23 protein-coding genes and 2 pseudogenes are annotated in these 19,921 nt (G+C 62.7%); 6 read left to right on the forward strand and 19 right to left on the reverse strand.

Going from position 1 to position 19,921, the window contains the following annotated elements:
* Together J7E80_RS09105 and J7E80_RS09110 are read right to left on the reverse strand one after the other, a co-directional pair.
* A pseudogene (locus J7E80_RS09105) lies at positions 1–211 on the reverse strand (hypothetical protein); the annotation flags it as partial.
* Between the two features lie 202 nt (positions 212–413).
* Complete coding sequence (locus J7E80_RS09110) at positions 414–1,448, reverse strand: LacI family DNA-binding transcriptional regulator (protein ID WP_215051160.1); 1,035 nt, start codon at positions 1,446–1,448, stop codon at positions 414–416.
* Between the two features lie 97 nt (positions 1,449–1,545).
* On the opposite strand from J7E80_RS09110, the gene J7E80_RS09115 reads away from it, so the two are divergent.
* The 3 genes from J7E80_RS09115 (at position 1,546) to J7E80_RS09125 (ending at position 3,228) form a co-directional block, all read left to right on the forward strand.
* A complete protein-coding gene (locus J7E80_RS09115) occupies positions 1,546–1,881 on the forward strand; it encodes a hypothetical protein (protein WP_215051161.1) in 336 nt (111 codons plus the stop codon).
* A 347-nt stretch (positions 1,882–2,228) separates the two neighbouring features.
* Positions 2,229–3,002: a YqjF family protein gene (locus J7E80_RS09120; RefSeq protein WP_396020739.1), complete on the forward strand. Its 774-nt coding sequence runs from the start codon at positions 2,229–2,231 to the stop codon at positions 3,000–3,002.
* A gap of 22 nt (positions 3,003–3,024) precedes the next feature.
* Positions 3,025–3,228: a hypothetical protein gene (locus tag J7E80_RS09125; RefSeq protein WP_215051279.1), complete on the forward strand. Its 204-nt coding sequence runs from the start codon at positions 3,025–3,027 to the stop codon at positions 3,226–3,228.
* 404 nt (positions 3,229–3,632) lie between these two features.
* On the opposite strand, the gene J7E80_RS09130 is transcribed toward J7E80_RS09125, so the two are convergent.
* From J7E80_RS09130 to J7E80_RS09155, 6 genes are all read right to left on the reverse strand, one after another.
* Positions 3,633–3,863 (reverse strand): zinc-ribbon domain-containing protein, encoded by a 231-nt coding sequence (locus tag J7E80_RS09130; protein ID WP_215051163.1) that lies wholly within the window; start codon positions 3,861–3,863, stop codon positions 3,633–3,635.
* A gap of 197 nt (positions 3,864–4,060) precedes the next feature.
* Positions 4,061–4,435 (reverse strand): hypothetical protein, encoded by a 375-nt coding sequence (locus J7E80_RS09135; protein ID WP_215051164.1) that lies wholly within the window; start codon positions 4,433–4,435, stop codon positions 4,061–4,063.
* A 237-nt stretch (positions 4,436–4,672) separates the two neighbouring features.
* Positions 4,673–5,218 carry a MarR family transcriptional regulator gene (locus J7E80_RS09140; protein ID WP_215051165.1) on the reverse strand — a complete coding sequence of 182 codons (546 nt, stop codon included), beginning with the start codon at positions 5,216–5,218 and terminating at the stop codon, positions 4,673–4,675.
* The gene (locus J7E80_RS09145; RefSeq protein WP_215051166.1) at positions 5,215–5,856 is read right to left on the reverse strand and encodes a DUF3618 domain-containing protein; all 642 of its coding nucleotides are present in this window, start codon (positions 5,854–5,856) and stop codon (positions 5,215–5,217) included. The genes J7E80_RS09140 and J7E80_RS09145 overlap by 4 nt, the downstream gene beginning before the upstream one ends.
* Before the next feature lie 19 nt (positions 5,857–5,875).
* Positions 5,876–6,274, reverse strand: coding sequence for a phage holin family protein (locus tag J7E80_RS09150; protein WP_215051167.1), 399 nt, complete (start codon positions 6,272–6,274; stop codon positions 5,876–5,878).
* Positions 6,271–7,089 carry a hypothetical protein gene (locus J7E80_RS09155; protein ID WP_396020741.1) on the reverse strand — a complete coding sequence of 273 codons (819 nt, stop codon included), beginning with the start codon at positions 7,087–7,089 and terminating at the stop codon, positions 6,271–6,273. The genes J7E80_RS09150 and J7E80_RS09155 overlap by 4 nt, the downstream gene beginning before the upstream one ends.
* A gap of 158 nt (positions 7,090–7,247) precedes the next feature.
* Between J7E80_RS09155 and J7E80_RS09160 the strand changes: the two genes are divergently transcribed.
* Positions 7,248–7,415, forward strand: coding sequence for a hypothetical protein (locus J7E80_RS09160; protein WP_251036699.1), 168 nt, complete (start codon positions 7,248–7,250; stop codon positions 7,413–7,415).
* A 12-nt stretch (positions 7,416–7,427) separates the two neighbouring features.
* On the opposite strand, the gene J7E80_RS09165 is transcribed toward J7E80_RS09160, so the two are convergent.
* Positions 7,428–7,604, reverse strand: a complete 177-nt coding sequence (locus J7E80_RS09165; protein ID WP_311380794.1) for an ANTAR domain-containing protein — start codon at positions 7,602–7,604, stop codon at positions 7,428–7,430.
* A gap of 802 nt (positions 7,605–8,406) precedes the next feature.
* Here J7E80_RS09165 and J7E80_RS09170 point away from each other — a divergent pair.
* Positions 8,407–10,329, forward strand: coding sequence for an LVIVD repeat-containing protein (locus tag J7E80_RS09170; protein ID WP_215051169.1), 1,923 nt, complete (start codon positions 8,407–8,409; stop codon positions 10,327–10,329).
* Positions 10,330–10,797: 468 nt separating this feature from the next.
* Here J7E80_RS09170 and J7E80_RS09175 read toward each other — a convergent pair whose 3' ends face one another.
* Together J7E80_RS09175 and J7E80_RS09180 are read right to left on the reverse strand one after the other, a co-directional pair.
* Entirely contained in the window at positions 10,798–11,313 is a 516-nt protein-coding gene (locus J7E80_RS09175; protein ID WP_215051170.1) for a DUF2269 domain-containing protein, read from the reverse strand.
* An 8-nt stretch (positions 11,314–11,321) separates the two neighbouring features.
* Entirely contained in the window at positions 11,322–11,570 is a 249-nt protein-coding gene (locus J7E80_RS09180; RefSeq protein WP_215051171.1) for a hypothetical protein, read from the reverse strand.
* 106 nt (positions 11,571–11,676) lie between these two features.
* Here J7E80_RS09180 and J7E80_RS09185 point away from each other — a divergent pair, with 106 nt between their 5' ends.
* Positions 11,677–12,267 (forward strand): TetR/AcrR family transcriptional regulator, encoded by a 591-nt coding sequence (locus J7E80_RS09185; protein ID WP_215051172.1) that lies wholly within the window; start codon positions 11,677–11,679, stop codon positions 12,265–12,267.
* A 104-nt stretch (positions 12,268–12,371) separates the two neighbouring features.
* Here the strand turns inward: J7E80_RS09185 and J7E80_RS09190 are convergent, their stop codons facing one another.
* The 8 genes and pseudogenes from J7E80_RS09190 to J7E80_RS09225 form a co-directional block, all read right to left on the reverse strand.
* Entirely contained in the window at positions 12,372–12,782 is a 411-nt protein-coding gene (locus J7E80_RS09190) for a four-helix bundle copper-binding protein (protein ID WP_215051173.1), read from the reverse strand.
* A gap of 126 nt (positions 12,783–12,908) precedes the next feature.
* Complete coding sequence (locus J7E80_RS09195; protein WP_215051174.1) at positions 12,909–13,388, reverse strand: hypothetical protein; 480 nt, start codon at positions 13,386–13,388, stop codon at positions 12,909–12,911.
* Position 13,389: 1 nt separating this feature from the next.
* Positions 13,390–14,274, reverse strand: coding sequence for a F510_1955 family glycosylhydrolase (locus tag J7E80_RS09200; RefSeq protein ID WP_215051175.1), 885 nt, complete (start codon positions 14,272–14,274; stop codon positions 13,390–13,392).
* A gap of 100 nt (positions 14,275–14,374) precedes the next feature.
* Entirely contained in the window at positions 14,375–15,007 is a 633-nt protein-coding gene (locus tag J7E80_RS09205) for a DUF305 domain-containing protein (protein ID WP_251036671.1), read from the reverse strand.
* Between the two features lie 152 nt (positions 15,008–15,159).
* Positions 15,160–15,648, reverse strand: a complete 489-nt coding sequence (locus tag J7E80_RS09210; protein WP_215051177.1) for a hypothetical protein — start codon at positions 15,646–15,648, stop codon at positions 15,160–15,162.
* Between the two features lie 85 nt (positions 15,649–15,733).
* Positions 15,734–16,249 (reverse strand): annotated as a pseudogene (locus J7E80_RS09215) (HAD-IC family P-type ATPase); the annotation flags it as partial.
* A gap of 876 nt (positions 16,250–17,125) precedes the next feature.
* Positions 17,126–18,256: an EAL domain-containing protein gene (locus J7E80_RS09220; RefSeq protein ID WP_215051178.1), complete on the reverse strand. Its 1,131-nt coding sequence runs from the start codon at positions 18,254–18,256 to the stop codon at positions 17,126–17,128.
* A 657-nt stretch (positions 18,257–18,913) separates the two neighbouring features.
* Entirely contained in the window at positions 18,914–19,411 is a 498-nt protein-coding gene (locus tag J7E80_RS09225) for a DUF1643 domain-containing protein (protein WP_215051179.1), read from the reverse strand.
* Positions 19,412–19,921 lie beyond the last annotated feature (510 nt).

Here is a 19,921-nt window from a genome sequence, read left to right on the forward strand (position 1 = left end):
TGTGGGAGTTGTTGAAGTTATCCACAACCGTGGCCATGTTGGGGTACCAGGCCCAAACGGAGACCTTCGGCGCGTCGGCATGGACAATCTTGTTAGTGCAATTGGTGCTGTTGGCACCGGCCCCCGCCGCATCCCCGCCGCCACTGCAGCCTGCCAAGGTGGCAGCCAATGCAGCGACTGACATAGCCGCTGCGATTGCTTTCTTGTTCACGTAGATTCCCTTCGGTCGTGCATGGACGTCGTCGTCGGAGGTAGAGCAGTGAGGGTGGCCCGTCCTACAGCCAGTGCTGGCGTGGAAGAAGCTGGACGGACTCGGCGATCGGACTCACAGAAGATTCCAAGGTCTTTACATCGATGTAAGTAATCGTTGTAAATCCATCATGGTGTGACGCGGCTTACATGTCAAGAAGAAATTAGGCGTGGGCCCCATTTGAACTCGGGATGGCCGTCGACTCCCGGCTGATGACCTTGAATCCGGCCTCGAACTCGCGGGCGGCTGCTGGCGCGGCAGCGCCCTCGATACGTTCCAGGAGCATCACGACGGCAGTTTCGGCTATCTCCCGCCGACCCGGATCGATCGTCGACAACGTCGGCAGTGAGTACCGGGTCTCATCGATATCGTCAAAGCCAATAATTGCCACATCCTCCGGGATTTTCAGCCCGACGTTCTGCATGACCCGCATCGCACCCAAGGCGAGGGAGTCGTTGAAGGCCACGACGCCGTCGAACGCCAATCCGGACTCCAAAACCTGGTGCATGGCCTGGGCACCGTCGGATCGGTGCCACAACTGGACATCGATTGCGAGCTCCTCCCGATACTCAACTCCCGCGTGCCGCAGGGCGCGGCGGTAACCTTCCAACCGGAGCCCGGCTGAGCCAATGACTTCATTCCTGTGAGCCCCGAAAGCGAGCAACTTGGTTCGTCCGCGCTGCAAGAGGTGTTCCGTGGCCGCTTGCGAAGCTTCAATGTTTTGCATGGTCACATGGTCCGCGGGGCCATGGAAGATCCGCTCACCGAGCAGGACGATGGGTGTCGGGATGTCAATGAGGTCCGCGTCCTCCTGACTCAGGCCCAACACACTGTAGAGGACGCCGTCAACCATTCGCATCCTTGGACCATGCAGGATTTCCAGTTCACGTTCCCTTAGGCCTCCGCTTTGCTCGATGATCACCACTTTCCCCCGCTTTGACGCGGCGGTCATTACGGCGTCAGCCAGCTCGGCGAAGTACGCGTTCTTTAAATCCGGAATGATGAGGCTAATGACATCTGTGCGGCCCGACCTTAACCCGCGGGCAGAGAGGTTGGGCTGGTAACCAAGTTTCTCAATGGCAAGCAAGACCCGCTCGCGTGTCCCGGGTTTAATGTTTGGATGTTCATTGATGACATTCGACACGGTCTTGATCGATACATCGGCCGCCTGCGCCACATCCCGCATGGTTATTGCCAACTTTTCCCTCTTCCGCGCGCACGTCAGTTTCCGCCTCCACAGCAGATTACATCGTTGGAACGAATTTGGGCCGAAAGCCGCCTCAAACACCACAAAGATGTGGTGTGAACTCCATAGAAGGGTCTACGCAGCACGGGAAATCTACCGCCAGATCACCAACCCCCAAGCAGCCCCAAACAACACCGACCTACGCCACATGCGCACCAAACTCGGATTGACCATCACGACCGCAGCCCGCGAACTGGGCCAATGGCCCTCCAAAATTTCCCTCCTGGAACGGGGCCTCGTCCGCAACGACCAACTTGCGATGGCCTACCGCCAATGGCTGACCAGTCAACAGACCCAAAATCACGACTTGCCCGCTGTACCCATCGCGGATGAGGCCGAATCTTCCTTGGTGCCGAGTTTGAGCCCGCTTCCAAGCGTGGTGTGAAGGACTAAGTTTCGGGTGAGGAAGAGTCGCCTACGGTCACGAGAGTCGGGGGCTGTCGGCTATGCGCGTATTGCCTGCAGGGGAAGCCCATACGCTCCCCCGCCGGTGGGCCGCGCACGGGCGGGCAGTTGGGTGTTGCCTTCGGACATTGCAGCCAGCGGTGAGTGCGTGGACGATGATTGCATGGGAACACACGTCTTAGCTTCCCGGACCCCGGTTCGGGGCGGTGCCTGATGGACGCGGACCGGGTCCCCTGGGCGGGGCCCTTGGGCGGGGACGCCACGTTTGTCCCTTTGCCGGTGTATCAGTCGTGGGCCGATGTGGTCTTCCTCCATTGGAGGATTCCCGTGGCAGCAGCGCAGCCGTACATGCCCCAAGGCGTCGAGCCCGACGTGTATGCGGATATGACGTGGGTTGGCTTGATCGGTTTCCGGGTCACCCGCACCTGTCTGGGGTCGCGCCTGCGCCTTCCCTATGTTGGCGCCTTTACCGAGGTCAATGTCCGGCTGTATTCCCGTGACGCGGCGGGGCAACGCGGCGTGGTGTTCCTCTCGCTGGACGCGGACAGGCTCGCCTTCGTGCTGGCTGGCCGTGCCGCTGGACTGCGCTACGTGTGGTCCCGCTGCCGGTCCACCACTACAAACGGCACCTCGCGAGGATACGCGTACGAGGTCGAACGTTTCCACGGCAAGGGGACTTCCTCGTTCACTGCATATCCCGACGTGGACCACAGGGCTGTGGACGGTTTGTCGCTCTGGCTCACAGCCCGCTTCGGAATCCATACCCGTATGGGTCAGCGTGCCGTTTATCTGCCCATAGCTCATCCGCCCTGGCGGCTGTATTGCGCTGCCGCGGCCGCAGTGGAGGACGGCCTGGTCCGGGCCGCAGGCCTCACGGTCCACGGTCCGCCTGACTCCGTACTGTATTCCGCCGGTGTGCGTACGCAGTTCGGGCAGCCCCGGCAGCTGGACGGCCGATCCCAAAACACCCTTGGCAGACGACTTATTCTGCCCTCACTGAAGCCTCTTGCTTCCGGCGGCCGGAAGGGCGGCCGAAGCTGGTCCAAAGCGGGAATCGATCATCCCTGCGCACGGGAAGAAACCTGCCCTTCCCGACAATGAAGCGCGGTGAGACGATCCATTTATGAGCGAAAAGAAGGCTAAAGGTCCCCCTGCGTCCGCGGATCGGCCCGCGCAGCATGGCCAGGACCAGGAGAGCTACAGCGGGTCCCCGTCCACGCAGCAGATGCGCACCGTGGGCAGGCGCCGGCGGGATGCTGAAGAAAAGCTGGAGCATCATCTGGATGAGGCCCGGCACAAGAACGATCCCCACCCGGACCACCACTGAGACAGCAGCGAGCAGCATCCCGACTAAAGCGGGCACCTGGGAGGAAAAACCGCCGGCGCGCCGGCTGCCCGCCAAGGCAGCGGAGCCAGGGGCTGATTCATCAGCAGCAACAGGCACCAGCTAACCGCTGATGCCCTTAACCGCGGTCGCGAAACGCTGTCACATCAGGTGTTTAGGGTTATCGGGGTCGCAGCGTCGCGCCGCACCCATCGAGGGAGAAGCATTGTGATAGACAATTATTGCGGCGCCCCGGTGGTCTTCCACGAGATTTATCCCCGCCGTTGATGCCGTGTGGATGTCTAGAAATGCCCTTAAGCACTATTGCCTGTACTGTTCGACGATCGTCCTGCCTCGCCTCGGCCGCCCGATACCGAAGGGATGACAGTCCGCCGAAAGGGACGGTTTCACCGGTTTAGCGCCTTTTTCTGTCGTCCGCTAATAGTGGAGCGTTGCCCGCAGTTTGAGCAGGTGACGTGGTAGGACCTGGACGTGGTGAAGACGGGGATGAAGAAGAGTGTGAGCCTGGTGGCGCGCTCGTCGGGGTAGTGCTGGACGAGCGCCTGGCAGTATTGGCAGGTTGCGGCCCGGGAGGGCAGCGCCTTGAACTTGGAACTGAGTCCGAAGATAAAAATCATCAGTGGCCTTTCAGCGGTGCCAGTCGGCGTGCGGTGTTGGTTTGCTCCCGGGCGAAAGGTTCGGGTCCGGCTGTGCCAGGGATGGATGCTCGGCCCTGTTCGTGCTGGCTAGGTCGGGTTCTCGTCCGGTAGGGCTGCCAGCGTGCCGAATGCGGTGACGTGTTTAGGCGGGCGAGGCCGGGACCGGGTGTCTGAGGCTATTTTTTCAATGGCCCGGTGCGCTCCTTCGATGAGGACCGCCGCCAAAGAAGAATCCAGGTCAATTCTGCCGCCGCATCAAGCAGGTACATCTTGCTGATTCTCCCCGAGAACCCATAGAAGGCATCGATGAAGGCCAGCGTGGCCGCGGTGCCGATTCCGATGCGTCTTGCTTGGGCGAGACTGTCGGATGAGTCGGCGGTTCGGAGTTGGGCCAGCCCGTTGGCGATTAGCAGGCCGGCGACGGTCCGGACGAGCCATGTGTCGCTTTTGGGCCCGAAGACCAGTTCAAAACTTCGCATATGGGCCAGCGGCCACAGCCCGGTGATGACGTTATAGAGTCCGTGGGACCGGGCGATATCCAATTGCCTCATGCTCTCCTCCTCCAGGACCTCTTCGTAGAGAGGTGTGCCATTCGCGTACAGCCCGGACCTTCCCAGGCTGCAAATATCGGGGCTGCGGTCCTGCGGGAGGGCCCGGCTGCCCGGGAGAATCCCAATGCATCGTCAGTGTTCATGATTCCGGGATGAATCCCAGGAACCCGACGAGCAGGAACACTGACCCTTCAGCCGGTGATGCTCTCTGAAGCCTGGTCGTGGGGTTGGTGGTCGTCATGCGGGTCTGCTTCTTGGTGGCTGTGGGAAGGGGTTGTGCTCTTCGTACTGTCTGAGCTCACGGATGTGATGTTCCAGATGCCGGCGGAGGGTCCTCTCAGCCTCCTGGCCGGTTCGCGGCAGCTCATGCAGGAGTTCTTCCGCGGCAGTCAGCGCGCTCCGGCCGCGGACGGTGAGCCGGATGTTGGCGTTTCGGCGGTCATCGCCGCGTTCCCTGGCGAGGAAGCCACGACTGTCAAGGCGCCGAACCATGCTGCCCAGGCTTTGTTTAGTCACGCAGAGCAGCGAGGCCAGGTCCGAGACGTTGACCGGTTCAAGTTCCGCTACCGCCTCCAGCACATCCAGGGCACTCTTGGTCAGGCCCAGTTGCGTGAGGTGCCGGTTGATCCACCGCTCGTCCAGACGGGCGGCAATGCTCAGGAGCCGGTGAATGGGCCAGCCATCCGGTTCCCTCGGACGGGCAGGCCCACTGCCGCGGCGCTCCCCGGGCCGTCCCATCGGATCGCGGCGGGGCGGCTCAGGGAGCGTGTCCGGGCAGCTCACGTGTTCTGGACGTGGTCCTTGGCGTCCGTGGCGCTGGACTTCACATCAGAGGCGGCGGTCTGGCCTTCCTCCTTGACGTGCTGGACCGCATCGCTTGCCGTGGTCTTGACGTTTTCCATGGCTTCCTGGGCGGGTTCCTTCAGGCCCTCGGCCATCTCTTTCGCGGCATCGGTCAGCTGGGTGGTAACGGGCTCCGCGGCGGATTTCAGGGCGTCGGCGGCTTCGCGTTCCTTCTGGCTCGGCGGGATCAGCGAGGAGACCAGGAGGCCGGCGCCGAAGGCGATCAGCCCGGCGGCCAGGGGGTTGCCATGCGTTTTCAGGGCGGCCTGGTGGGGCGCGTCGGCGACGGCGCTGCCGGCATCGCTGAGGGTGGAGCCGATGGCGGATCCGGCATCCCCCATGACGGAGCCGGCGCTGTCGGTGGTGGAGTGGACCTTGGCAGTGGCGGTGTCTGCTGCTCCCATGATTTTGTCCTTCACTCCGACGACGGCGTCTCTGACCTTGTCCTTGGCCTTGTCGGTCTGCCGGTGGACGATGTTGGACGGGGTGACTTTGTCCGCGACCGCGTCCACGTCGGTGCCCAGGCGGGTGCGGGTTTCTTCGATATCGGCGCGGATCGCGTCCGGGTTTTCACTCATCGGTTCTCTCCATTGGATTTCAGGGTGGCTGGAGTGTTTCAGCGGTCTGGGGCATGCCCTTGATTCGGTTAAGTTCCTTGCGGCCGACCGAGACGAGGATCGCCGCGATGATGCCCCAAATGACGGCCACGACGACGGCGGACCAGACGAGCCCGATCAGCTCGCCCGGGGCGTACCAGAGCGCGACGGAGAGGAACAGGAGAACGAAGTGCCCGGCCACGCCCGCGCCGGCGAGCAGGCCACCGCCCTTGCCGGCTTTCGTTGCGGACTGTTTCGCTTCGGCCTTGGCCAGCTCCAGTTCCTGGCGCATCAGAGTGGAGAGATCCCGGGTGACATCACCCAGGAGATCCCCGAGGGAATTGATGTCCGCTTTGGCGTGCGCGGCGGTCGGAGGAGGCTCCGGTATCTGGCTGCTCACAGGGGACGCCCTCCACCCTCGGCAAAGGGGTCATCGGCGTCGCGCAGCGGAACCCCCGCAGTGGAACTTCCCGGCGGGGTCTGTGCCGGGGCTCCACGCGTGCCTACGGTGGGCTCCGCGTACGAGGTCTCCCCGTAAGCCGGAACACCCGTCGTGGTTTCGTCGTACAGGGGCTCGCCCACCCCTGAGGTGACGGTGCTTTCCGGGGCCAGGGTCTGGGCTGCCTGCGGCGGAACAGCCGTGCCTGCCGCTGTGGAGTCCGGGACTCCGGCCTGGAGGCTGCGGCCCAGCCGGCCGGCGAGCAGACCGGCGCCCGCGGCGAGGAGCAGGAAGGTGCCGGGGCGTTGGCGCGCGAAGGTTTTGACCTCATCCAGCAGTGAGCCTGGGTCCCTGTTCTCCAGCCAGGAGGCGACGGATTCGGAGCGGTCGGCGGCCTGGTGGACCAGGTCGGAGGCGACACCTTGCTGGTCTGGGGCGTCGGCCATCGTGCGCAACTGCGAGGAGATGGTGCGGATGCCCTCGGCGGCCTTCTGCTGCTGGGCGCCCGCCTGGTCAGTCAGGTCGGACTTCGCCTGGTGCAGGAGATCCTTGGCGCTGGTCTTCGCCTCGGACGCCACATTCGCAACCTCGGTCTTGGCAGTCTCGGCCACCCCTTGGGCTGCGCCTGCTGCCTGCCCGGCCACGTTCGCCGCTTCCTCCTTTACCGCGTCTGTTTTGGTGCTGGCGCCGGCCTGTGGCGTGGCTGTTCCAGCGGTGCCGTAAGGGTCAGCGGGGTAGGGATCAGATGTCTGCGGCCATGGGTTCTCGGTCATCATTGCTCTCTTTCGTCAGGGGTAGCTGCTGTTGACGAACCAGCACGCGAGGCAATAGTAAGTCTGTTTACCATCAATAGTAAGTACCCTTGCTAACCAACCGGTCCTCCATGCCCGCCCGGCGGATGGGGGCAGACATGCAGGGCAAATGCAGGCGTTCCGTGGCACAACACGTGATTACCCTCGAAGATTTGTGGGTTCAGTACTGGGCCAATGGCGGTTGTGCCAAAGAAGAGGAGCTCGACGCTTATCTGAACGGGGTTCTGGAGCCTGACGCGTTCGAGCTTGCCGTTCTTGGGTGGGCCCTGGAGGACCTGGCGATCGGCTAGGTCGAAGCCCTGTCAGTCTTCAAAGTGACTAATGGCTGTTTCGCGGCCCGCGGTCCGTCCATTGAGGATGCCCCAGGCAACATCGTGGAGTTTCTGGTTGCGGTTCTGGGAGGCCCTTAGCAACATCTCGAAAGCTTCGCCTTGGTTGCACTCGTTTTGCGCCATGATGATTCCGGACGCGAGATCAATGGCAGTTCTCCATCAAGGTTCGCGCTGCCAGGCGCGGGTCTTTCACTGCAAACACCTCATTCCGGTGGCGCCGTGCCATCGGGAAGTCATCTATGCCCTTGCTTCTGAAGACTCCTCCATGATTTCAGATTCCCGAAGTCGCCGCTGGCCTGCCATCAGCCACTGCGCAGAAAACACCTGAATCCCGATTTGACGCCTATAGGAGCATCGTCGTAGACAGATCAGGGCCAGGGATGGCCGGAGCCCTGCGACGGACAGCACTGGACCCAACAGCCGGCCGCGCCAGCGGACGCCCGAACGGGTGCGAGCCCCGCGAGCATGCCTTGGTACAACCTGTTGCCCGATTCGACGTTTGCCAGCCCTGTGCTGGAAGTGAATCGCCCAAACCGGGCCGCACGCCGGCAGAAGGGAAAATCCGATCCGGTGGACGCCTACCAAGCCGCCCAATCGGTACTCGACGGCCGGACCAAATCTGTCCCGAAAGCCAAAGACGGTCCCGTTGAATGCCTCCAAACAACGGACTAAGGACTACGTGGCCAAACGCACCGCAGAGGGCAAGAGCAAACGTGGCTTTAGCGCGAGACCGCCGAAGGACCGAATACGCGTGATTCGAAAGCGCTCACCTGATAGCGGATCCCTAGGGGTATCTCTCCACTCATCCCTGGTTGCAAAAGGAATGTGGTGGCGTGACTTATCGGATGAAATTTAGCTAGACATTGGAAAAACTCAGGTTTACGCTGAGCGCCATTGGGGTCTCACAGAAAATCACAGCCGGGGGTAAGCCATGCTACGACGCAGTAGATTGGTTGTTTTTGCAGCATTAAGTACCTTGGCGCTGTCGGCCTTAGGGCTGACCGGTGCCATCGCAGATCCGGACGGGCGACACGGCACGGACGAGGGGCATCTCCTCGGCAGCGGGGAGTCCGGAAAGATCGAACTCGTGGATGTAGTCGGCCTGACCGATACGCCCGATCTGATAGCGGATGTTACCGTCTCACCGGACGGCAATACAGCATTTCTCGCCAACTGGGGCGAACCTGATTGTGCAGGGCCGGAGACCGGGGGGCAGACAAGCCCGGATGCCGGCGTCTACATCGTGGATATTTCCGGTGTGGACCAAACCGATCCCGCACCCGGATCCGAACCGAAGCTGATCGGGTTCATCCCGTCGCACCAGGACACCCGCCCGGGCGAAGGCTTGCAGGTTGTGGAGATCACCACCGCCAGCTTCAGCGGCGATATCCTGGTAGTGAACAATGAACTGTGCGGCAAGAACGGCAAGGGCGGTGTGTCCCTCTTTGACGTCACCGACCCGCTCAACCCCAAGAAGTTGTCCGAGAATTTCGGCGACCGCGCACCAGGCAGCCGTGATAGCAACGAGATCCACAGCGCTTTTGCCTGGGACGCGGGCGACAACGCCTACGTTGTGGTGACCGACAATGAAGAGCTCACGGATGTGGACATCTTCGACATCACCAACCCGCACCGGCCGCGTTTGGTCGCCGAATATGACTTGAATGACTTCGACGTGGACCAGCCCGGACTGGGACTCACCGACTCTTTCCTGCACGACATGGTTGTCAAGGAAATCAACGGCCAGTTCATAATGCTGCTTTCCTACTGGGACGGAGGCTACGTTCTCCTGAATGTCGATGATCCCGCCAACGCCCAGTTCATTGGCGACTCTGAATTCGCCGCAGTTGACCCCCAACTGCTGGAATCCCTAGGTGTATCCCTGACTCCGGAGGGCAACGCCCATCAGGCTGAGTTCACCATCGATAACCGGTTCATCATTGGCACCGACGAGGACTTCGCCCCCTATCGCACGGATGATTTCAAGATCACCAGCGGCGCCCATTCGGGCACCTACCCGTCGTCGATCGTCTCTGGCGGGCAAGCTCCGGCCATTCTGGACGACCTGACCCTGAACGGCCCAGTGGTCTATGGCGGCTACGGCTGCCCGGACTCTGCAGCGATCCCCACGCCCGAGAGCATTTCCGGGTACATAGAGTCACTGGAACCTGGCGAGGAAACCATCCTTGTGCTCCAGCGAGGCCCCGCTGGTGACTCCAGCGCCCCGGAAGAAGCCTGCTTCCCTGGCGAGAAGGCCCATGAGGCGGCCCTGGCCGGCTGGGACGTGATGCTCTTCGTGAACCACCACAGCGGAGAAGCCGCCGGCGGTGAGCCATTCTGCGGCTCCGGCGCCTTCGTCGATGAGATCGTCGCCATCTGCACCACCCACGCGGCCTTCCACCGGCTCTTCGACCTGGCACCACTTGATGCTCCGTGGAGCTACCCGGAAAACCTGGCCCTCGGTACGATCGGGGCGGAAATTGAGGTCGGCTCGATCTTTGACGGCTGGGGTTACGTCCACCTCTTTGATGCGAACACCTTGCAGGAGCTGGACACCTATGCGATTCCGGAAGCTCATGATCCGGCATACGCGTTTGGCTACGGGGACCTGAGCGTTCACGAGGTTGCAGTAGACCCGCAGGATCCGTCCCTGGCCTACCTGTCGTACTACTCCGGGGGCCTGCGGGCGATCCAGATCCAGTGCAGCAACCCCGCTGACACCGCCACCTGTGAACTGATGGAAGTCGGCAGCTACTTGGACCCGGAAGGAAACGACTTCTGGGGAGTGGAAACGTTCATCGGTGAGAACGGCACGACCTACATCCTCGCCAGCGACCGGGACAGCGGCCTCTGGATCTTCAAAGATCCGTAAAAGGAACAAATAGGAACGAAATCGAGTAGGAGGGCCGGGTTTCCCGGCCCTCCAACTCACCACCGTACGTGCTGGCCTCATACACACAGCGGTTCGTCAGGTTGTCCTGTAGCGACCCCAGGCATAGTGAAGGAATATATCAAGCCAAGGTTTTCCCAGTAATAGTTGGGCAAGGCCCCGGTTCAGGATGGGAAATTTCGCGATCCGCAACGGCTCGTCGAGCCGGTGGTCTTGTACTTTCCTTGCCTGGTGTCTGGCAGGCGGTTTCCCGTCACCCTGGCGGCAAATCCTGTTCGTTGCCTGAAAACGGGGCTGCGCCCGCGCCAGCGTTGGCGGCGGACGGCGGAGGAGTTCTCCTATAGTTCAAGGATGTGTCGCAGGAAGACCCGGTCCTACTTGGGTGAGCGCCCATGGCAAGGGACTCCTGAGTCGTCCCAGCTCCCTCGGGAGGTGCAGTTGCGGGGTCGGCTACGACACTGACTGCTTGCGCCGCTCCAGTCTTTTTCGCTGACCGTACCGGGTCATGCCTTGGGGCTTGTAGACGGCAAGGACCGTTATCAGAAGCAGCACGGCCAGGCCGCCTCCGGTGTGCAGCAGTGCCGAGGGAAGGTCCATGCCGGACATCGCAGGGTCTGCCGCCATGCCCGCCACCGTGGTGATTGTTTGGGTGTACAGCACCAGCACGACCGTGGCAATGAGAGTGAGCACGAGCTTAAAGAGCACCCAGTAATGCCGGAACAACCCCCAGGCGGTCCCGAGCGCCAGAACGACGCCGGTCAGCAGGGACGCGAAGGCCAGAGGAACGAGCAGAGACCAAACAGCCGGCTGCAGCGCCAGCCAGAGGATACGTCCCAGTTGGGGATCCCGGCCGGTCAGGGCCGCAATATCGAGGACGACAAAGACAGCAACGGCTCCAGCCCAGCCCAGTGACGACAACACATGCAGGGTCAGCAGAAACTTCCGGAGGGCGGATGTCAGGACCATATGGAGGCTCAGACCTGGCCGCTGCCGGCACGAATCTGCTCGTTATGCGCCTGGCTCGACACCGCGCCGGTGCCGCCCATTCCCAGGCCGTGCCTGGCCGGGCCGTGCTGGCCCCCGCTGAGCAGCATTACGGCAACAGCAACCAGGATCAGGATGCCCGCGACGATCGCCGAGACTTTGACCCAGCGAGGCGGTCCAGTCAGAGTTTCGCGGTCCTGTTCGTTGCCCTTGGCCGGCCGGTTTGGCTCGTTGGTCATGTCTTGTCTCCTGCTTTACCTGCTGCCTAAGCGGCAGCTTCTTATAAGACAGTATGTATTGTTGCCGTCTAACTGTCCAAAAGGCGACGTAGCGTATAATTCAGGAATGCCGAAGCTCTGGAACGAGACCATCGAGACGCACCGCAACGCTGTTCGTTCGGCGATTCTGGACACAACGGCGGCACTGGTCGCCGAACACGGGATCTCCTCGGTGAGCATGTCGCAGATCGCTCTGTCCGCAGGGATCGGGCGGGCCACCCTGTACAAATATTTCCCTGACGTCGACGCGATCCTCGTGGCCTGGCACGAACGCCAGATCCAGGCGCATCTGGAACATCTGGCCCAAGTGCGGGACCGCACGGAAGGCAAGTCGGACCTAAAACTTGAAGCCGTTCTCCAGGCCTACGCGCTGATCTCCCACTCCCACAATGGCGGTGCTCAGGCCGCGCGGCTGCATCAAGGTCCACATGTCAGCCGCGCCCAGCAGCATCTCCAGGAATTCCTGGCGGAACTGCTGGGTGAGGGAGCCGAGGCCGGGATCTTCCGCAACGATGTCGCCCCGGGCGAACTCGCCGGATACTGCCTCCATGCCCTGGAGGCAGCCGGCGGGCTCACATCCGGAGATGCAGTCCTCCGGCTCGTCAAAGTCACCATGACAGGGCTGCAGCCACCCGGCGTGGCAGTAACCGGGCACTAATAAGAACAACCGGTTAGGGCCAGCGGTCCGCAGGGGTCGGCATCAGTTCCTGCGGCCGGCAGGACGCACCGTCCCATTGCGAACGGACATTGTCCTCCAGCCGTTTAGGCCATTGCATCAAGCAGGGCTGTGCAGGCGGCTTCGCACCGGCGGCAGGCTTCGGCGCAAATCCTGCAGTGTTCATGCATGCCGGCGTGTCGCTCGCACTCTTCGGCGCAGGCCGCGCAGGCGGCGCGGCAGGCCTCAAGCGCCCCGCGCGTGATGGCGATGTTGGTGGCGGTTTGGCGAGTCAGAACGTTGCCGGTTGCGGCGCACATATCGGCACAGTCCAGGTCCGTACGGATGCACGCGGCGAGGTCGGCGACCATGTCCTCGCCCAGGCAAGCGTCAGCGCAGGCGATGCAGGTCTGGGCACATTGAAAGCAAGCGGCAATGCAGTCAGCCAGGTTGTCCTTATCAAGAGTGCCGGCCCCCTTGGGGTGGGCATTGAGCATCGCACTGATGTGGTGGGTCATGATGCAGCTCCTGTCACTTGTGATGGGGCGGTCGGGCCGTTTCCGGCCCTCACGCCTCACCCTAGACCCGCTCTGATCATGCCGTCTTCCCCTTGCACCTCCGGCCGGTACCGTGCCGGGTTCCCGCTAGCCTAGCACCAGCTTGACCAGCACGGTGAAAAGTCCCAGCAGGAACAGCAGGAGGCGGATGAACGCGCCGACGGATTCGGCAGCCCTGACCTGCCCTGGGTCGGCCGGTTCCGGGAGGTCGAACACCGCGGTGGCGGTCCTGAGCTGGAATCGAACCACTTCTTGGCGGAAAAGGAACCACACCACGGCAAGGAGCATCATCGCAAAGCCCAGCTCCGCGGTGATTCCCGACCGTGCCGGAGATGGCGCACCGATTCCATAAACCACGGCAACGTCGAGGCCGACCGCCGCCAGGGCGGCGCATCCTGCCAGCTGCCAGCGCAGGCCCGGAGCGGCTGTCTTCAAGGACGTCCGCGGGTAGCTCCCGTCGCGCTGCGGCCAGCCCACCGCCCGGTCCCTCCGGTTCAGGACCATCCACAGGGCGATGGCGGCTAAGACAAGGAATCCGCCTGTCAGGACTAGGGACGGGTCAAGCATGTCAGGAGGCGTCGGAGGGTCGGAAGGTGGTGCCGCCGTCCGTTGAGACGACGATCCCGTCAGCGGTGGCTGCCCAAATCCATGGGCTGCCGTCCGCGCCCTTGACGGCCGCAATCGCCAGTACCTGACCGTCGATGCGGCCCTTGCGGGTCCAGGTCGCGCCGGCGTCGGCTGAGTAGTGGACGGTTCCGTCGGGTTCGACCCCTGCTGCTTCTGCGGGATGGGCGAACGCGGCGAACTGGATGACGGGCCCGGACTTCACCGGCGTCCACGTGGTGCCGCCGTTGGTGGACCGTTGGATTCCCTCCGGCGTGGTGGCCAGGACGGTGTCGCTGTCGGGGTGGCCGGCCAACGCTGCGGGGGCAAAGTCAGCGGTCACGGTTTTCCAGGCCTTGCCGTCCGGGCTGGTGCGCAGTGTGCCGTCGAACGCTACGATGCCGGACTTGGTGGCGGTGAGGGCATGGAAGTCTGATTCGCCCTGCCGGGAGAGCTGTTCCCAGGTTTTGCCGCCGTCTACGGATTTGACCAGCCCGAGCGGGTTGGGAAGATCCGAACCTTCTCCGGGGTGGCCGGAGGCGTAGAAGACGCCTGCGTCTTTCCCGGCGGTGAAGCCCATCAGGTCGTTGGTGCCGCCGATTTTGCTGGCGGGCTGTTTCGTCACGTCGAACAGCCCGTCGTGGGTGGCCAGGAGTACCTGGCTGGTGTCGCCGCTGACGGTCAGCCCGTGGATGTGGGTGCTGGGCAGGCCGCTGCCGGCCTGCTGGGTGGACGATGCGCCGGCAGTCTGTTCGGCCGTCGGTGTGCAGGCCGCCAGGGTCAGGACCAGGGCTGTGGCACCGGCGATCAGGGCTGCGGACTGCAACATGGTTTTGGGTGAGATGGTCATTTGGGGAACTCCGGAAGATCGAGGGAAAAGAAGGAAAGCAGGGCCCGGTACCGGCACCGGCAGCGGCACGGGCGGCGGCCGGCGCCGGACGGTGTGCCGGTTAGACGGAGGAGAGCAGTTTCTCCATTTCCTGGATTTCGGCTTCCTGAGCCGTGACAATGTCCTTGCTGAGTTTGACCGCGTCGGTGTTCCTACCGGCGGTGTTCTCGGTTTTGGCCATCATGATCGCGCCTTCGTGGTGGGCGATCATCTGCTTCAGGAAGAGCCGGGCGGCCTCAGTGCCCTGGGCGGCGTCAAGCTTCTTCATGTCCTCATCACCCATCATGCCGCCCATGCTGTGGCTGCTGTGGCCGGAGGGCATCTGCGTGGGTTCGTTCCAGCTCTGGAGCCAGCCGGTCATCATTTCGATTTCCGGTCCCTGGGCGGCCTTGATCTTGGTGGCCAGGGCCGTAACCTCGGCAGGAATGTCCTGCTTCTTCAGCATCATGTCGCTCATCTCCACGGCCTGGGCGTGGTGCGGGATCATCATCTGGGCGAACGTGACGTCCGCGGCATTGTGTTCCGCGGCCGAAGCCGGGGCGCTGGTGGACGGTGCACTGGCGGGTGAGCTGCCGTGATCCATGCCGGGCATGGACGTGCCGGAGGATCCGGTGCCGGATCCGGACGCGCAGCCGGCCAGGGCCAGGACTGCGGCGACGGCGGTGGCGGAAAGGGGCAGAAGTTTCTTGTTCATGGACAATGGGTCCTTCAAAACATCAGGGGGCGAATGGCGCCGTGGAGTGGTGTGCATCAGCGGATGCGGGCTGATCGCCCGCCCCGGGAAGGGGGCCTCAGTAAGGGATGTGCGCGCCGGAGATCGTTGTTCCGGAGCGGGGGCGCCTGGTTTTACGTCCTGCTGATGGACAGCTCACCCGGTGAAGGACTGCCGGGACGATACGAATAGGAATGGGATACGGCGCCGGGGGCCCTGGCGTTGGAAATGATGCCCAAAACCGCGGTGCCTGGCAGCGGGGCCGACAGCGATCCGGTTTTCGCCGACGGGGTGCAGGACACCGTCATGGTGTGCATGCTTGTGCAGTTATCGGAGCACGAGCACTGTTCCACGGCGACGCTGGCAGCCGTATGCCCGCTCGAAGAAAGTTGGGCTGAGGAAGTGTCGGCCGGCCCGTGCGCCGTGTGGCCATGGGCCGTTGTGGATTCCGCAGGGACCGTTGCGGCCCCGGCCGCGGCGGTGAGGGCGGTCGGGGAGTGCATGCTGTGGCTGCCCGTCATGACGTGCATGCCCAGGATCCCTGCGAGGACGGCCAGGATGCCGGCCAGCAGGCCCGCGCGGTGGAGGAACGCCGACGCGACGTCCCGGTGGGATGCGGTCATGACGTTCCTCCTTTCGTTCGGGCTGTGATTTCTAGGCTACCGGCTGTTGGCGGCCGGGGTTCCCGGCGGTTTGGCGCCCTCTGGGTCAACGAACCTCGGCGGGGTTCAGTTTCACCCGGCGCAGCAGCTGGGCGTTGAGCGCAACCACGATCGTGGAGGCGGACATCAGCACCGCGGCGGCGGCCGGGGATAGCACGACCCCGGCGAAGGCGAGAACCCCGGCGGCCAGCGGGACGGAAATGATGTTGTAGCCCGTGGCCCAGACCAGGTTCTGCCACATCTTCCGGTAACTCGCCCGCGACAGGTCCACCATGGACAGCAACCCCGCGGGGGTCATTGCCGGCCAGGACCACCCCGGCCGATTCCATCGCCACATCAGTGCCGGCGCCGATCGCGATGCCGACCTCGGCCCTGGCCAGTGCCGGGGAGTCATTGACCCCGTCGCCGACCATGGCTACCCGCAGGCCGCGTGCCTGCAGCTCGGCGACCTTCTTGTCCTTGTCCGCGGGCAGGACTTCAGCGAAGACCTCGTCGATCTTCAACTCGGACCCCACGGCGCCTCGGCGACCTGGCGGGCGTCACCGGTGATCATGGCGACCTTGGCTAGTAGACACCGGAACAATCCGAGCGTTGGGCGCCGGAGAATCTATCTTCACGGCAATCGCGGTAGGAGCTGTTCTTATACAGATGTGGCCGTATCTGGCAGGCACCGCGGTCTAATCAACGGTCCACCGGAAATGTATATATGCCGGTCAACCCACATCGGCGGCGACTCAGGGCTCCAGTCTTAGGGGAGTGCCCGGTAGTTGTTCGGCTTCAGGGTCATGGGGCCGGGCCCTGTGGCTTGATGCTCTGTGATCGGGAACCGAGCCCGTCAGAACCAGCGCCAGACGTCCCTCATGAGCCAAACCAAGAAGGCGGCAACGGCGAAGGGTGGTATCAAGTACACCACCCAGTTGTCGCGCATACGCCGCTTCGCCATGTCTGCTCCCTTCCGCTACAAAATCAGTCTACGAGTCCAATAACTGCCCGTACGCGGCATGCAGTAGGGGCTTCATCAGCGAAACCATGAAGGCCACCTAGCCACGATTTCTTGTCCCGTTATAGAAATCTCTCCGCCACGCTATGCCCGGAGAGCGTCGCGGATCGGCGCCCGCCGGGCAGGCAACCCAGAAGCGACTTCCATCAGCACCGGTATTCTCCTGACACGCCTCCCCCGGAACCGGATATGTCGTTGATACAAGGTCTTTTCTCGGTCCTGCAAGTCCCACCGGTTTGCCAGCAGCGCCAGTTCATGGCTCCCGGGATTCTCATCGTTCGTCTCTGAGCCGAAGAGAAGATCGCTGCCTCTGCGTCCACTGCGTGCGGCAGCGGTCGTGTCGGCGGTGCTGATCCAGGCGACGATGCGTTGCGCCTGACACTGATTCGAAATACATCAGGATGCCTGCCGGCGCTGGCCATCCCGCGGTTGAGGACCCTACCGGAGGGGGCTCCGTTCACCTGCAGGCGGGGATTCCGTCTGCGCCTGGATGGTCCAGGCTGACCAGTCCAATGGCTGGATCGAGGGGCGTCCGAGAAGGTACCCCTGCCCTGCGGTCACGCCCAGGGCCTTGACTGCCGTAAGTTCGGCCCAGGTTTCGATTCCTTCGGCAATCACGGCGGCGCCGATCTGGTGGGCTAGCTCAACGATGGACGCTGCGCGGATCCGTTGCCCCTCGGAGTCCTGAATGCCTTCGATGAGATTGCGATCCAGTTTGATAATGTCCGGGCGCAACTGTGTGATCTGGTCCATGGAAACGAAGCCGGCTCCGGATGCGCTGACAGCCAGCCGCACACCTTGCCACCGCAAGGGTCCCAGAGCATCCGCCCAGGACAGACCTTCCACTGTCTCGGGGCTGCCCGTGATTTCAACGACGATCCTCTCGTGTGCCAGTTGCGCCCCGCCCAGCGTTGCGGGTACGCGGGGGTCATGGCATGTTGCCGGGGTGAGGTTGAAGGTGACGAACAGGTTCCGGGGAACTTCCTTTGCCGCTGTCAGGGCGCAGTGCAGTGCAGCGATTTCCAGATCCGTTCCCAGGCCCGCTGCCGCGGCTTCACGGAACCACACATCCGCGCTGGCACCGTCATGACTGACAAACCGTGTCAGCGCCTCCACACCGATCACGTTCCCAGCTGGAAGCTCATTGATGGGCTGGAATGCTGTCAGCAGCAGCTTGTCCCGCAAAACGGCCTTGATGCGTTTCCTGACGCCAGGGCTGAAAGACACCGGAACGGGCCGGGGCTTGACCGAGGATACCCGGTGTGGGACGCCCACGTCCGGGGGGAGAACCCTGTCAGGCGGTGATGCCGGACGGTTCCTGGTTGCGATCAGGTGCTCCAGCAGGGCGCCCTCCGGATCGTCGGGATGGGCCTCGATAAGATCGCGGAGCTGCGTCCTGGCCCATTCGCCACCGGGATCGGTATCGGCCAGGACAGCGTCGATTATCTCCACCACTTGCTGGCGCAGAGTCATCTCGTCCGCATCCCCTGCCGACGTATCCGGGGCCCCAGCACCCGGTGCCTGTTCTGCGCCGGCATCCGGTGGAACAGAAAACTCGTCCCAAGACATCGGCTATTCCTTTATGGCTATTCGTACTGGCTAAGCCCAATACGAGACAGGCCCAAATCCGGCAGAATGCGCATGACCAAGGCCATCACAGATCCTACAGTCATTAGAACAAGATTGTCATAAACTCTTTCAAATTTACTCAAACACGAGGACCGCGAAACAAAGCCAACACTTACGACAGGCGGGCGTGGAATAACTGCTAGGAGATAGCGAAGCAATCCAAACAATCACCCGCTCGTGACTGACAAGCCCCCGCCGGAGGCGCGGAGCCTTCCGTACTGCGCTCGGCCCCTGTCGCTCTCTGCTTCCCTGTGGACAGGCGCCGCCCGCGGCGTCCGGTCATTCTTCGAGGTCCTGGCACAGCTGCTCCATCTGGTGGGAAACACCGCACCACGGCATCGAAATAACGGCCTCCGCGGCCCTGCTCTACCACGCAAGAATGTGCCCGCTGCTGAACTTTCGAAGGCGCTCGGCTACGCGGAAACCTGCCATGTCAGGCAGGCCGAAGAGAACAATAAGGTCAGGCGATCGCTTAAGCACCGCATAAACACCTGCTGCGCCAGTGGATTTGCTGTGCACCATGAATCCTTTCGCGTCAAGGATTGCACTATCATTAGATTCTTTTCCCTGGGGGCGACACGTAGCTCGTGAGCGTGATCAAAGCTCCAAGGGCGGCCACGGTTGCAGTTGTGTGGAGCTGCGGACATAGAGCGGATGGCGCGGATGACCGTCCTTGGTTGTTCCCCAGCACTCCAACAAGACGTCCGCCTTCCGAAGCATGTCGTACACGACTCCTGCCCGGCGAGAAGCAAACGGATGAGCGCTCCAAGCTGCGACAATTCGGTCGCTTTCCCGAGCGGCCAGGAGGATGTACTCGTCGTTCATGGGTCCGACTGGATCATCAGCGCTGGCAAGGGCATCGGGATCCGTGCTCCGAAGGGCGAAGAGGTTCACGACCCGCAGACCCTCCGCTCCTGCCGTCTTTGCGAGTCTGATGCACCGGCGAATCGTGGGGTCGTCATGGGTGGCATCGGCGATTGAGGGATTCAGCATGACGACGGTCAACATTAACTGGTTGTCCGATTCAGCCCAGTGTCGGGTTAGCTGATACCTGTAAATGCCTCCAACACCAGCCGATGGCGGGCGGGCATTCATGAGGACGTCTCGCCGTCAGCTTTCGGGGCCTCGGGCGTCGCCTGCGGAGCGCTCTACTTCAGCGAAAACCGCGGCCAGATCACTGGCCATTTTCCAGCTCCATCCATCTGCCGGGCTGATGTTCCCCCAGCAAGGTAGGGGAAGCCGTCCAGCCGTCGACAATTGGCTTCCCTGACCGGGTTTCTGATCGGAAGGCACAGGCGCAACCCACTGCCGATGCTGTATTCACGCGTCAATTCGTCCGACCAAAGCTTCCCTTCGGGAAGCGCATCCAAAGGCTTAAGCGTCAGGTCGCCGACTCTCCAGGCTGTTCCCCGGCCGCCCTCCAGCTTGAGCAGGGCTCCGGCGGCACAGAATTCAGCTTGGGTTTCGAGCGGAGGATACACGTGACCACTATAGGACGTGAGCATCCTCGGCCTGTCTGCAGAAACGATCTTTGCCATTTCGGAAGCTGCGATGCCTCTGATCGATCTTCCCTTACGTCGCGGTGTGCCGGCGTCAGGGATGGCC

It is taken from the genome of Arthrobacter sp. ISL-28 (assembly GCF_018613875.1).
GTDB lineage: Bacteria > Actinomycetota > Actinomycetes > Actinomycetales > Micrococcaceae > Arthrobacter.

What these genes read in the sequence shown, in the direction of transcription:
- J7E80_RS09115 (WP_215051161.1), top strand. Translation starts at nt 1,546, where the DNA reads ATGTGGTGTGAACTCCATAGAAGGGTCTACGCAGCACGGGAAATCTAC.
- J7E80_RS09125 (WP_215051279.1), top strand. Translation starts at nt 3,025, where the DNA reads ATGAGCGAAAAGAAGGCTAAAGGTCCCCCTGCGTCCGCGGATCGGCCC.
- J7E80_RS09130 (WP_215051163.1), bottom strand. Translation starts at nt 3,863, where the DNA reads ATGATTTTTATCTTCGGACTCAGTTCCAAGTTCAAGGCGCTGCCCTCC.
- J7E80_RS09135 (WP_215051164.1), bottom strand. Translation starts at nt 4,435, where the DNA reads ATGAGGCAATTGGATATCGCCCGGTCCCACGGACTCTATAACGTCATC.
- J7E80_RS09145 (WP_215051166.1), bottom strand. Translation starts at nt 5,856, where the DNA reads ATGAGTGAAAACCCGGACGCGATCCGCGCCGATATCGAAGAAACCCGC.
- J7E80_RS09155 (WP_396020741.1), bottom strand. Translation starts at nt 7,089, where the DNA reads ATGATGACCGAGAACCCATGGCCGCAGACATCTGATCCCTACCCCGCT.
- J7E80_RS09175 (WP_215051170.1), bottom strand. Translation starts at nt 11,313, where the DNA reads ATGGTCCTGACATCCGCCCTCCGGAAGTTTCTGCTGACCCTGCATGTG.
- J7E80_RS09180 (WP_215051171.1), bottom strand. Translation starts at nt 11,570, where the DNA reads ATGACCAACGAGCCAAACCGGCCGGCCAAGGGCAACGAACAGGACCGC.
- J7E80_RS09185 (WP_215051172.1), top strand. Translation starts at nt 11,677, where the DNA reads ATGCCGAAGCTCTGGAACGAGACCATCGAGACGCACCGCAACGCTGTT.
- J7E80_RS09190 (WP_215051173.1), bottom strand. Translation starts at nt 12,782, where the DNA reads ATGACCCACCACATCAGTGCGATGCTCAATGCCCACCCCAAGGGGGCC.
- J7E80_RS09195 (WP_215051174.1), bottom strand. Translation starts at nt 13,388, where the DNA reads ATGCTTGACCCGTCCCTAGTCCTGACAGGCGGATTCCTTGTCTTAGCC.
- J7E80_RS09200 (WP_215051175.1), bottom strand. Translation starts at nt 14,274, where the DNA reads ATGACCATCTCACCCAAAACCATGTTGCAGTCCGCAGCCCTGATCGCC.
- J7E80_RS09205 (WP_251036671.1), bottom strand. Translation starts at nt 15,007, where the DNA reads ATGAACAAGAAACTTCTGCCCCTTTCCGCCACCGCCGTCGCCGCAGTC.
- J7E80_RS09210 (WP_215051177.1), bottom strand. Translation starts at nt 15,648, where the DNA reads ATGACCGCATCCCACCGGGACGTCGCGTCGGCGTTCCTCCACCGCGCG.
- J7E80_RS09220 (WP_215051178.1), bottom strand. Translation starts at nt 18,256, where the DNA reads ATGTCTTGGGACGAGTTTTCTGTTCCACCGGATGCCGGCGCAGAACAG.
- J7E80_RS09225 (WP_215051179.1), bottom strand. Translation starts at nt 19,411, where the DNA reads ATGAATGCCCGCCCGCCATCGGCTGGTGTTGGAGGCATTTACAGGTAT.